The organism is Silanimonas sp. (assembly GCF_027531545.1).
GTDB lineage: Bacteria > Pseudomonadota > Gammaproteobacteria > Xanthomonadales > Xanthomonadaceae > Silanimonas.
Window position 1 is genome coordinate 1 of sequence record NZ_JAPZSC010000015.1, and the last position, 10,349, is coordinate 10,349.

Sequence of the window (10,349 nt, forward strand, 5' to 3'; positions counted from 1 at the left end):
GCGTTCCAAACTGATGGCGGACAGTTGGCCTACCATCCGCAGCGTCACTCTGGACACCTGCAACGGGTGTCCGCGATCGCCCGGAACGCTGTCCGCGATCAGCCTGGAATGGGTGTCCACGATCAGTGGAATGCGCACCGAGTGGAGCGCTTCCACGCAGCGAGCGTCTTCCTGAACGCGGCGGCGAGCTTGTCCGGCCGAGTGGCGATCTGCATCCTTGACAGCCGGGCCTGCACGGGCTCGTGAGCGCCGGCGAGTTCGAGCAAGACGGCGACGAGGGTTCCTGCTTCCTGTCGGCGCAGGAAGGACTCCAGATCCTCGGGTTTCGGCTTTGGCATCGGGACCCCCGCCATCGGGATCAGTCGGCCTGCAGGCCTTGGCTCAGATCCCAGAAACTGCCTTGCCAGTGATCGACCTGGCCCGATGTGCCGCAGGCCAGGCACTGCCAGACCACAAGATCGTCGCTGCTGATAGAAGTCTCGACCGGAAGCCGGTCGCGCACACGGCACCTGAAGCACAACGGGCCGGGTGCGTCGCCGCAGCGATCGTAGTCGGACGCATGGGAAACCACGGCCGTGACGAAGTCAGCCATCCGCCGCGCCGGACCTCGTTCGGGAGCGATGGCGCCCTTGGTGTCCAGGAAGTGCCGAAGGTCGATCACGTACATGCCGCGGAGTGTGCCGCGTTTGCGGTACGCGGAAACCGGTCTGCGAGTGCATCGAGCGCTCGCTTCGCCGCCCACCCGACCGACAGCTCCTGCACCTGCACGGCAGCCGGCGGATGTGCAGGAAGCGCTGCAGCACCTTGCGCAACGAAGGCCAGGTGGGCCCCTCCGCGGGGTTGCCAGCGAACAGTTCGTGGTAGACCGGCAAGCTCTCTGGGTATTGACTTACGCCCGGTATCAGCTGGCGGGCCATCCGTCTGGACCCGGCGGTTGGACGCACCCGAGGGCGGCGTGATCGGGTGTGTAGCGCTGTCACCCCTCCGGTGAAGTGGGTCCTGATCGGATCGGTCTGACCGGACAAGGACTTGGATGCGGCAGCAGGCGATCAACTGCCGGATCCAGGTTGAAACATCAGTCAGTTGCGCCAAAGCCGCTGCGAACCAGATCCGCGATGCGAACCGCCATGCTGCGCCCGGGGTCGAACGGAAGATCCTCGAATCCGAAGGCCGCATAGAGCGCCCGCACATCGTCATCCAGCGGATGCGTCAGCACACAGAAACAGCCTATCTGCCCGGACAGGCACACCACCGTCGTGAGGGCATAGATCATCAGCGATCGCGCAATGCCCTGCCCCTGCCAGCGCAGGTCGACCCCCAGCTGGCCCAGCAGGACGGCAGGCAGAGGGTCGGGTCGATTGCGCTGCTGCGCCTTCGGCAACCAGGCTCGCTCGACCTGCGCCGTCGACAGGCTCACGTAGCCAACGACGCTGCCTGATTCCGCATCACAGATCACGCTTGTACGAGAGACTCCCAGCTCCTGGTTGCGCCAGGCATGGCGGCGGAACCAGTGGTTCAGGGCGTCGCGCCCACAATCGAACGCCGCCGTATCGTCAGCGGCCGAAAGAGGCCGCGGCGGCGTGAAGGCGGCCATCGCGCCCGAGGTCACTTCTGCCAGACGGGACGAGTCTTGGACAGCCTTCGAAGCGCCGGAACTTCCTGCGCTGGCGAACCGGCCCAGGCCTCGAACCGGGCCCAGTCTTTCGCCGCAATCGTCACGATGCGGCGATTCAGCAGGTCGGACTCGGCCGCTTCGAGCGCCCGCCGCCGCACGAAGTCACTGAGGTTGGTGCTGGCCTGTTCGGCCGCGGCCTCCAGCAAGGCACGTTCGCTGGCACTGACGCGAACACTCAAGACGGCAGCGGAAGCAGTTGGCATCAAGATACCTTCAAGCGATGTATGACAATAGCATACAAGCGTCGGTGTGAGTTGGTCGGGGTGGCGTGCGGCGCGCGCGACGGCGACGGGCGCTCCCAGTACTGGCCCAGGCGCAGTCGGTGTTGGCGGTCGCGCCGCTCAGCAGCTGGCGCCTCAGCCAGGTGTTCTTGCCGCTGCTGCGCAACGGGGGCCAGGGCCGCATCGCCCACGTGTTCGGCGGCGCGGGCTCGCCTGGCGATCTGGCCTTCGGCCTGGGTGGCGCCGCTCACCGCGGGCAGGCCCACTAGCGGCTTCTCCCGCAACGGGCCGGTGTTGCCGTGGTGAGCAAGGCCGGCGCGGCGGCCCGGCTCTTAGGCTTGATCGACCGCCGATCGCGGCGCCGTCCTGAGGCTCAGCCCACCAGCGCCACCTTGCGGCGCCGCGGCCGCACAACAAGCGCCGCGCCACCCAGCGCGAGCATCAAGGCCGTGCCGGGTTCGGGCACCGGGCTGATCGTCACGCGCCAGGCCAGAAACATCGTGTCCAGATCCTTGCCGTCGTTGTAGGCCGCGCCGGCGTGGAAGCCGTCGGTGGTGGCGAAGTCGTTGTCGTTGGCCAGGAACAGGAAGTAATCGTCAGGCCGGTCCGGGTCGAGGGCCGGCAGCAGCACCACGCCCTCCCACTTCTCCGAGAGGTTCTCGAAGCCGTCCTGCAGCCCGTTGGTCAGGCCGAAGCGGTTGAGCTGGGCGCGGTCGTTCACGTTCAGCAGCAGCGTTTTCGCCGCGGGCGTGATGGCCGGGTTCAGCACGCCTCCCGGGGCGACCTGCTGCGTGCCCAGCACGTTGGTTGCGGTGCTCAGGTCCAGCACCTCCACCTGGCGAAGCAGCGAGGTCTGGGTGCCCACGAGGCGGCCGTTGCTGTCGCGGGGCAGCATCAGCAGCTGCGTGGACGACAGCGCGTGCAGCTCGCTCTGCGCCGCCACCAGCGTGCTGCTGCCCTGCGTGAACTTGGGCAGCTGCACCACGTACTCGCCCGTGAGGCGGATGTTGTCGAGGTCGCTGAGGTCGTAGGTGAAGATGCGTGTGTGGTCGCGCGTGGCGGCGGCGCTGGCAAGGTTGATGTCCTGGCGCGCGGCGCTTTGCAGGCCCACGAACAGCGTCTTGCCATCTGGGGAGATCGTCAGCCCCTCGAAGCCCTGGTTGTTGGCGCGGCCGGCCGTCGGGTTGGCGGGCGAGGGCCCTGGCTGGCCCGCGGTGGGGTTGTTGCTGCTGTAGTCGGTGACGCTGTTGCGGATGGGGCGCACGGAGCTGGCCACTTCCAGCGCGCCGACGAACTGGCCATCGGGCGCGAAGCGGTAGATCGAGGGGCCGTATTCGTCGCTGATCAGGCGCGAGCCATCGGCCAGCACCACCACGCCCTCGGCGTCGAGCGCCAGCTTGCCGTTGAAGGCCTGCGGCAGCTCGGGCAGCAGGGCCGTGGCTGGGCGCGCGCCGCCCGCGGCCACGCCGCCGGGCACCGGGTCCAGGCCGCTAAGCAGGCGCGTGCCGCCACCGGGCAGGGCTTCGTAGAGCAGCGTGCTGCCCACGAGGTCGAGGCCGATCTGGTTCTGTGCCAGCCCCGAGGCACCGGTCGCGGCCGGCGTGAAGCTGATCTGCAGGCTGTTCAGGCGCGGCGCGTAGTCGATGGTGCCGGCGATGTTGTAGCCGCGGTCGGGCGCGGCCAGGAAGCTGCCCGTGTAGGTGTTGCCAACTCGGCTCCAGCTGGACGCGTCGGCCCACAGGCCGCTGATGGAGCCGAAGGTCTCGCCGTGCACGTCGCGCAGGTTGGCGGGCAGGCGGCCCACGCCCACGAGCTCTTGCACCGTGAACACGGTGCCGCCCAGCGTGGTGGTGGTCTGCGCCTGGGCCTGGTGAACCAGGCCGCAGAGCGCCAGCGCGCTGGCCAGCGTGCGGGCCGCGGCGCTGCGGCGCGTGTTGAGTCGGTCAAGCCTCATGGCCTCTTCCCCCGGTGGTGTTGTTGATCGATGCATGCTGTTCCCCGACGATGACCAAACGGTGACGGTGTCGTCCCGTCGGCCGTCCCGGCCGTTGCGAAAAAAGGTATAAACGGTTTATTCCAATAACCATCTAGAGCCCATCCATGGCCAACCGAAAGTCCGCTCAGTCCGCCACGAACCCGCCCGCTGAGCCTGCGGCTGCCCGCCAGCGTCCGGCGGCCAAGGCGAAGCCTGCCAAGCCGGCCAAGCCCGCGCCCGCGCCAAGCCGAAAGGCCAAGCCAAACGCGAGCCCGGCGCCGGCCAAGAAGGCGGCCGCCGCCGGCAGCAAGCTCGTGCGCGACAGCTTCACCATGCCGCAGGCCGATTTCGCCCTGGTGGCGCAGCTCAAGGCCCGTGCGCTGGACTTCAAGCGCCCCACCAAGAAGAGCGAGTTGCTTCGCGCCGGCCTGCAGGCGCTGAACCAACTGGACAACCGGGCTCTTCAGGCGGCTCTGGAGGCGCTCACGCCGCTGAAGATCGGTCGCCCCAAGAAGGGCGGCTGAACCCGGCGCCCATGCCCTGGCGCGGCCCGGAGCGGCCGCCCATGGGCCCGACGGCGCGAAGCAGGGGCGCGTCGGGTCATGCCGCCGTCAACGCCGGCGCGCAGCATCGCCGCATGGAACTAGCGGCGATTCTTGAGCTGTATGCCTTGGAGGGGCGTGGCACACGCCTGAACGTGGGCATGAACCGCGTCCAGCACGCTTGGCAGTGTGCGCGGCTCGCTCGCAACGCGGGTGCGGCCCCATCCTTGCAGCTCGCGGCCTGGCTGCACGAGATGGGTGAGATGCGCCGGGGCCTGCACGACCCCGAGGCAGGATTAGCGGGTGAGGGCCACGCCGTCGCTCCTGCGCGTCAAGGTGCGGCCTGGCTTGAACCACTTTTCGGCGCCGCCGTGGCCGAGCCGGTGGCCTTGCAGGCAGCCGCGCGTCGTTGCCTGGCCAGCACCAAGCCCGACTTCCGGCGCCGGATCCCGGCTGGATGGCTGGCCCAGATCGAACGCGATGGTGGCTTGCAGACACCCCGCGAGGCCCGGTTGTTTCTGCAGCGGCCCTATGCACCCCAGGCGATCCGCCTGTGCCTCTGGGACGCCGATGCCCACGACCCCGGCCTGTGGCCACCCTCGCTCGAGAGCGCGCTCGACACGCTGCGGCGGCTGATGTGGCTATTGCAGACCGCGGCGCCGTTGCCTGCCGCTGTCGTGATGCCGCGCGCGGGCGTCGGCCGCAGGCTCACCGCGCGGCCTCGCGGCAGCTGAGGCTTTGGCGAGGCGCAATGCCATGCCACCTTGTCACGCGATGTTCACGCCCGGCCGTAAGCATGGCGAGCTTCGGGTCTCTCAAGCGGCCCGCTCAACGTTCCAAGGACCCCATGCGCCCTGTCTCCAGCCGCCGCGACTTCATCCTCCGACTGACTGCCGTCAGCGCCGCCCTGGGCGGCGGCGCTGCGCTCACCGCCTGCGGCGGTGACGACGAGCAACCCGAGTTCCTGTACGGCGTGGCCAGCGGCGACCCGCTGGCCGACCGCGTGATTCTGTGGACCCATGCCCGCTTCCCGGGCAGCGACGACCGCGTCGGGTTGCGATGGGAGGTGGCCGAGGACGCCGCGTTCACCCGCGTCGTGGCCTCGGGCCAGGCCACGGCTACGCGCGAGGCCGGCCACACCGTGAAGGTCGATGCCAGCGGCCTGGCCGCCGGCCGCGAGTACCACTACCGGTTCAGCCATGGCGGCACGCGCTCACTGGTGGGCCGTACCCGCACGCTGCCCGCCACCGCCAGCGAGCTGAGCCTGGCGGTGATGAGCTGCACCAACTACCCGGCGGGCTTCTTCAACGTCTACGCCGAGGTGGCGCGCAGCGACGCGCAGTTCGCCATTCACCTGGGCGACTACATCTACGAGTACCCCGCCAACGGCTATGCCTCGGCGGGGGCGGCAGCCCTGGGTCGCACCTCCGTGCCGGCGAACGAGCTGTTCTCGCTCGAGGACTACCGCCGCCGCCACGCCCAGTACAAGAGCGATGCCGACTCGAAGACGCTGCACGCGCGCATGCCGCTGATCGCCGTGTGGGACGACCACGAGATCGCCAACGACGCTTACAACGGCGGCGCCGAGAACCACGATCCCGCCACCGAAGGCAGCTGGGCGGCGCGCCGCGCGGCCGCGCTGCAGGCTCACCACGAATGGATGCCCATCCGCTCCGGCGCCGACCGCTCGCGCATCTACCGCAGCTTCAACTTCGGCAACCTGGTGCAGTTGCACATGCTGGACACGCGCCTCGTGGGCCGCGACGAGCAGATCTCGATCGGCGCGCTGGCGGGCCTGGCCGGCCCGGCCGCCCAGTCGGCGGCCACGGCGGCCTACACCTCGCCGAGCCGGCAGCTGCTGGGCGCCGAGCAGCTGTCGTGGCTGCAAGGGCAGCTGGCCGCCAGCACGGCCACCTGGCAGGTGTTGGGCCAGCAGGTGCTCATGGGGCGCATGGAGTTCCCGGTGTCGGTGCTGGCGGCACTGAACAGCACCGACACCTCGCCCGAGGCCGTGGCCGCAGGCACTGCGGCCATCACGGCCTACCTCACCGCGAAGGCCACGCCGCCCGCGCTGCGCACACCGGCCCAGGCGGCGCTCATGAACCCCGCGCTCAACCCGCTGCTGGGCTACAACCTCGATGCCTGGGACGGCTACCTCGCCGCGCGCGAGACGGTGCTGGCCACCGTGCGCCAGCTGGGCCGCAAGCTCGTGGTGCTGGCCGGCGACACGCACAACGCTTGGCACAGCGCGCTCACGCTGAAGGGCCTGGACGCCCCGGCGCTGGCCGGCGTGAAGGTGGGCGAGGAGTTCGCCACCAGCAGCGTCAGCTCGCCGGGCCTGGAGTCCTACCTGCCGCTGCCGCCGGCCCAGGTGAAGAGCATCTTCGAGAACGTGGTCGACGACCTCAAGTGGATCGACCCGTCGCGCCGCGGCTTCCTGAAGATGCGCTTCACGGCCGCCGAGGCGGTGGGTGAGTGGGTGTTCATCGACACCATCACCAGCCGCACCTACACGGCCAACGTGGGGCACACGGCGCGCTACAGCGGCTGAGCCTGGCCTGAGGTGGCAAGCAGCCCGGTGCCTTCCATGTAGACGGACAGACCCCGCTGCTTGGCCATGGCCGCGGCGTTGGTGACGTCGACAGCCCGCCACCGTCCGGGGTTGCCGGCAAACACCACGGCGCCCATGTACCGTCTGATGAAGTTGAAAAACCGCGTCGCTCCGTGGCGGTCCTCGGCCTCGATGCCGCCGCGCGACCGCGACTCGTCGTTGTAGAGCTGGCGCGCCGCTTCGTTGTACCCGGCCACCACGTGCTCGCAGCGCGCCTCCCAGTCGCAGCTCTGGGACAGGATGACGAAGTCGTCTCCGCCGACGTGTCCGACGAAGCCGCGCCGAGGGGCGCAGTGTTCCTGGATCCTGCGCGACAACCGGGCTCAACTCACCCAACCGACCCTGAAGAAGCATCGGCTGTCCTGATCTCCTCGCCCTGAAGCCGCCGGTCGGCCACCCCCACAGTCACCCGCACGAGGCCCCGAAGCGGAGGGCAAACGCGGACGGGCAGTAATCAAGGCGATTGAGGCACGGCGCACGGCTTGAGACCGTGCGGGCTCACCCCAAAGGGAGCCCATCGTGCAAGCCACGGCACAACAGCCCCAGCGGGCGCCGGATGGCCTACCGCTGCGCTACGAGCACCACCGCCCGGAGGAGACCACGCTGTACCGCTTGGTGCAGCAGCACGCGGCCAGCTTCATCGCGCACACCGAGACCAGCACGGGCGCCGAGTTGCCGCTGTTCATCAAGGACGCGTTCGACGCCTTCCTCGAGCGTGGCATCCTCGCCGACGGCTTCGTGGGCCTGCGCTGTGGCGCATGCGGCCACGACAAGCTGCTGACGTTCAGCTGCAAGCGGCGGGGGTTTTGCCCGTCATGCGGCGCGCGGCGGACTTTGCAGATCACGGCGCACTTGGTGGACCACGTCGTCCCCCATGTGCCGGTGCTCCCACCGACGAGGAACTGCACGCGCTGCTGCAGACCGTCATTGCCCGGCTGATGAAGATGCTCACGCGCCGGAGCGTGCTGGTCGAGGACATGGGCCAGACCTTCCGGGCCGAGCCGGATGCCACCGGGGAGGAGGAGGCGCGCACGCTGCGGCCGCTGCAGGCCGCGGCCATCATTTGCTGCATCGCCTTCGGCCTCAGCGCCGGACAGAAAGTGCGGCCGCGCCGGGCCTGACCCCCGCACTCGCCGAGCCCGGAGGTCGGTGACACGACGGCGCGATTTAGCGAGTCGAGGTCTCACACGGCACCTCGGACCCTGAGGCCATCACCTGCGCGGCCAGCTCGCTCGGGCTCCAGGACAGCGCCGGCTCGGCGCGCAGGCGCGCGATCGCCCAGTCGGCGAAGCAGCGCACCCGCGCCGAGAGCTGGCGGGCCGAGGGGTAAAGCACGTGCACCGCCCGCTGCCCGGCCGTCCAGTCCGGCAGCACCGGCTGCAGCGCGCCGGCGCGCACCAACGCGGCCACAGCGAATGGGGCCGCCACCACCAGCCCGGCCCCACCCACGGCGGCGGCCACCGCTGCGTCGCCATCGTCGAAAGCCAGCGCCGGCTGGCCGGGCAGGTCGACCGCCTCGGCGCCCTCGCGCCTCAGGCGCCAGGGCACGGTGCCGCCGCGGGGTGCGAACCAGCCCAGGCGGGGCCAGTCGGCCAGTGCCGCGGGGTCGCGGGGCCGGCCGTGGCGGGCGATGCAGTCCGGCGACGCGTACAGCCCGAGGTGCACCGTGCACACGGGCCGGGCGACGAGCCGCGAGTCGGGCAGATCTCCGCCGCGGATGGCGCAGTCGATGCCGTCCTCCAGCAGGTGCGAGAGCCGGTCGCTGCTGCCCAGGCGCACGGTCATGCCGGGGTAGCGCTGCCGGAAGTCGTGCAGCGCCGGCGCCAGTACGTGGCGGGCGATCGCCGCCACCGCCTCCACCCGCAGCTGCCCCTGCGGCTGGCCGTGCCGGCCCTGCAGCGCCTGCTCCGCCTCGTCGATCTCGGCCAGCATCCGCACGCAGCGCTCGTGGTAGGCGCGACCTTCGTCGGTCAGGCGCAGCGCCCGCGTCGACCGCTCGAGCAGCCGCACCCCCAGCACCGACTCCAGGTCCCGCAGCCGCTGCGACACCCGCGCCTTCGGCAGGTCCAGCCGCTCGGCGGCGCGGGTGAAGCTGCCGCTGTCGACGATGGTCACAAAGGTCTGCATCGCCGCAAGCTTGTCCATGGCGTTGTTCAGTTTATGAATACAGTGATGTCATCATGGACTTATTTATCTCGTAAGTCGATCCAAAGAAACTGGGTGTCCTGTCACCCAACCCCTGGAGTTCATGATGACCCGCTCGTCCAAGACCCGCTTCGCCCCGATCCGCCGCGCCGGCACCCTGGCCGCCGTCGCCGCCACGCTGGCCGTAGGCCTATTCGGCACGCCCGTGCAGGCGGCGACGGCCACCACCGCCCTGACAGCCGTCAGGACGGTGGCTGCAGATGCAGTGGCCCCCAGGGCGGCGATGGAGGTGGCGCAAGCCTTTGCCAGTGCCTTCAATGCCCGTGACCTGGAGGCCCTGATGGCGCTGTATCCGGCCGGCAGCGTGTTCGTGCCGGCCCCCGGGCAGGGCCTGGCCTCGGCCGATGCGGTACGCCAGGCGCTGCAGGGCTTTCTGGCGATCGGCTTGCCGATCACCTTGAGCGTGCGCCACGGTTACGAGGCCGGCGACATTGCCCTGCTGGTGGTCGACTGGTCGATCCGCGGCACTGGCGCCGATGGCCGGCCGATCAATCTGGCCGGCACCGGCACCGACGTCGTGCGCCGCGGTGCGGACGGCCGCTGGCGTTACCTGGTCGACAACCCCTTTGGCGGCGCGAAGTCCGCTCCGTGAGCACCATGATCCATCATCTGTCAATTCCTGCCCGCGACACACGGCACGTGGCCGAAGTGCTGGTCGAGCTGTTCGGCGGCACACTCACCAGCTTCGGGCCTTACCGCGATTCTTTCATCGCCTGGGCCGGCGATGCGCATGGCACCGCGATCGAGGTCTACCCGCTGGGCACCGAGATGCTGCCGGACCACGGCCTGGGGCAGGCCCGGTTCCGCGCGGGTCAGCCGGCCTCGCCCCATGTCGCCACCCATGCCGCGGTATCGGTGGACCGCAGCCGGGCGGAGATCCTGGCCCTCGCACGCCGAGAGGGCTGGCGGGCGATTGAGTTGCCGCGAGGGACCAACCACGTGATCGAGTTCTGGATCGAGAACGCGGTGATGCTGGAGCTGATGACGCCGGACATGGCGGCCGACTATGTGCGCGCCATGGCGCAGTTCCGGCGGCCGGAGGTAATTCATGGAAGGCTCTGGACCTGATTGATTTCCGGACACAGCACGCGTCAAGCGATCGTCTGCCAGAGCGAATCCC

The 10,349-nt window shown here is 69.7% G+C and carries 14 protein-coding genes; 8 read left to right on the top strand and 6 right to left on the bottom strand.

Annotated features, from left to right (window positions below):
* Window positions 1–358 precede the first annotated feature (358 nt).
* From O9280_RS08820 to O9280_RS08830, 3 genes are all read right to left on the bottom strand, one after another.
* Window positions 359–667: a hypothetical protein gene (locus tag O9280_RS08820; RefSeq protein WP_298341279.1), complete on the bottom strand. Its 309-nt coding sequence runs from the start codon at window positions 665–667 to the stop codon at window positions 359–361.
* A gap of 408 nt (window positions 668–1,075) precedes the next feature.
* On the bottom strand, window positions 1,076–1,594 hold the full coding sequence (locus O9280_RS08825; protein ID WP_298341281.1) for a GNAT family N-acetyltransferase: 519 nt from the start codon (window positions 1,592–1,594) through the stop codon (window positions 1,076–1,078).
* A gap of 11 nt (window positions 1,595–1,605) precedes the next feature.
* Window positions 1,606–1,878, bottom strand: a complete 273-nt coding sequence (locus O9280_RS08830; protein WP_298341282.1) for a DUF6290 family protein — start codon at window positions 1,876–1,878, stop codon at window positions 1,606–1,608.
* A 119-nt stretch (window positions 1,879–1,997) separates the two neighbouring features.
* On the opposite strand from O9280_RS08830, the gene O9280_RS08835 reads away from it, so the two are divergent.
* On the top strand, window positions 1,998–2,165 hold the full coding sequence (locus O9280_RS08835; RefSeq protein WP_298341284.1) for a hypothetical protein: 168 nt from the start codon (window positions 1,998–2,000) through the stop codon (window positions 2,163–2,165).
* 104 nt (window positions 2,166–2,269) lie between these two features.
* Here the strand turns inward: O9280_RS08835 and O9280_RS08840 are convergent, their stop codons facing one another.
* Window positions 2,270–3,850 (bottom strand): esterase-like activity of phytase family protein, encoded by a 1,581-nt coding sequence (locus tag O9280_RS08840; protein ID WP_298341286.1) that lies wholly within the window; start codon window positions 3,848–3,850, stop codon window positions 2,270–2,272.
* Between the two features lie 146 nt (window positions 3,851–3,996).
* Between O9280_RS08840 and O9280_RS08845 the strand changes: the two genes are divergently transcribed.
* The 3 genes from O9280_RS08845 (at window position 3,997) to O9280_RS08855 (ending at window position 6,964) form a co-directional block, all read left to right on the top strand.
* Window positions 3,997–4,395: a hypothetical protein gene (locus tag O9280_RS08845; RefSeq protein ID WP_298341288.1), complete on the top strand. Its 399-nt coding sequence runs from the start codon at window positions 3,997–3,999 to the stop codon at window positions 4,393–4,395.
* Window positions 4,396–4,436: 41 nt separating this feature from the next.
* The gene (locus O9280_RS08850; RefSeq protein WP_298341290.1) at window positions 4,437–5,147 is read left to right on the top strand and encodes a hypothetical protein; all 711 of its coding nucleotides are present in this window, start codon (window positions 4,437–4,439) and stop codon (window positions 5,145–5,147) included.
* A 113-nt stretch (window positions 5,148–5,260) separates the two neighbouring features.
* Complete coding sequence (locus tag O9280_RS08855) at window positions 5,261–6,964, top strand: alkaline phosphatase D family protein (protein ID WP_298341292.1); 1,704 nt, start codon at window positions 5,261–5,263, stop codon at window positions 6,962–6,964.
* On the opposite strand, the gene O9280_RS08860 is transcribed toward O9280_RS08855, so the two are convergent.
* The gene (locus O9280_RS08860; RefSeq protein WP_298341294.1) at window positions 6,952–7,341 is read right to left on the bottom strand and encodes a hypothetical protein; all 390 of its coding nucleotides are present in this window, start codon (window positions 7,339–7,341) and stop codon (window positions 6,952–6,954) included. The genes O9280_RS08855 and O9280_RS08860 overlap by 13 nt on opposite strands.
* Window positions 7,342–7,543: 202 nt before the next feature.
* Between O9280_RS08860 and O9280_RS08865 the strand changes: the two genes are divergently transcribed.
* Together O9280_RS08865 and O9280_RS08870 are read left to right on the top strand one after the other, a co-directional pair.
* Entirely contained in the window at window positions 7,544–7,963 is a 420-nt protein-coding gene (locus O9280_RS08865) for a transposase zinc-binding domain-containing protein (RefSeq protein WP_298341296.1), read from the top strand.
* Window positions 7,963–8,145, top strand: a complete 183-nt coding sequence (locus O9280_RS08870) for a hypothetical protein (RefSeq protein ID WP_298341298.1) — start codon at window positions 7,963–7,965, stop codon at window positions 8,143–8,145. The genes O9280_RS08865 and O9280_RS08870 overlap by 1 nt, the downstream gene beginning before the upstream one ends.
* Window positions 8,146–8,191: 46 nt before the next feature.
* On the opposite strand, the gene O9280_RS08875 is transcribed toward O9280_RS08870, so the two are convergent.
* Window positions 8,192–9,169 (bottom strand): LysR family transcriptional regulator, encoded by a 978-nt coding sequence (locus O9280_RS08875; RefSeq protein ID WP_298341300.1) that lies wholly within the window; start codon window positions 9,167–9,169, stop codon window positions 8,192–8,194.
* A 106-nt stretch (window positions 9,170–9,275) separates the two neighbouring features.
* Here O9280_RS08875 and O9280_RS08880 point away from each other — a divergent pair, with 106 nt between their 5' ends.
* The gene (locus O9280_RS08880; protein WP_298341302.1) at window positions 9,276–9,821 is read left to right on the top strand and encodes a nuclear transport factor 2 family protein; all 546 of its coding nucleotides are present in this window, start codon (window positions 9,276–9,278) and stop codon (window positions 9,819–9,821) included.
* Window positions 9,818–10,297 (top strand): hypothetical protein, encoded by a 480-nt coding sequence (locus O9280_RS08885; protein ID WP_298341305.1) that lies wholly within the window; start codon window positions 9,818–9,820, stop codon window positions 10,295–10,297. The genes O9280_RS08880 and O9280_RS08885 overlap by 4 nt, the downstream gene beginning before the upstream one ends.
* The last annotated feature ends 52 nt before the right edge of the window (window positions 10,298–10,349 follow it).

What these genes read in the sequence shown, in the direction of transcription:
- O9280_RS08880 (WP_298341302.1), top strand. Translation starts at nt 9,276, where the DNA reads ATGACCCGCTCGTCCAAGACCCGCTTCGCCCCGATCCGCCGCGCCGGC.
- O9280_RS08870 (WP_298341298.1), top strand. Translation starts at nt 7,963, where the DNA reads ATGAAGATGCTCACGCGCCGGAGCGTGCTGGTCGAGGACATGGGCCAG.
- O9280_RS08820 (WP_298341279.1), bottom strand. Translation starts at nt 667, where the DNA reads ATGTACGTGATCGACCTTCGGCACTTCCTGGACACCAAGGGCGCCATC.
- O9280_RS08850 (WP_298341290.1), top strand. Translation starts at nt 4,437, where the DNA reads ATGGGCCCGACGGCGCGAAGCAGGGGCGCGTCGGGTCATGCCGCCGTC.
- O9280_RS08830 (WP_298341282.1), bottom strand. Translation starts at nt 1,878, where the DNA reads ATGCCAACTGCTTCCGCTGCCGTCTTGAGTGTTCGCGTCAGTGCCAGC.
- O9280_RS08845 (WP_298341288.1), top strand. Translation starts at nt 3,997, where the DNA reads ATGGCCAACCGAAAGTCCGCTCAGTCCGCCACGAACCCGCCCGCTGAG.
- O9280_RS08855 (WP_298341292.1), top strand. Translation starts at nt 5,261, where the DNA reads ATGCGCCCTGTCTCCAGCCGCCGCGACTTCATCCTCCGACTGACTGCC.
- O9280_RS08840 (WP_298341286.1), bottom strand. Translation starts at nt 3,850, where the DNA reads ATGAGGCTTGACCGACTCAACACGCGCCGCAGCGCCGCGGCCCGCACG.
- O9280_RS08825 (WP_298341281.1), bottom strand. Translation starts at nt 1,594, where the DNA reads ATGGCCGCCTTCACGCCGCCGCGGCCTCTTTCGGCCGCTGACGATACG.
- O9280_RS08875 (WP_298341300.1), bottom strand. Translation starts at nt 9,169, where the DNA reads ATGGACAAGCTTGCGGCGATGCAGACCTTTGTGACCATCGTCGACAGC.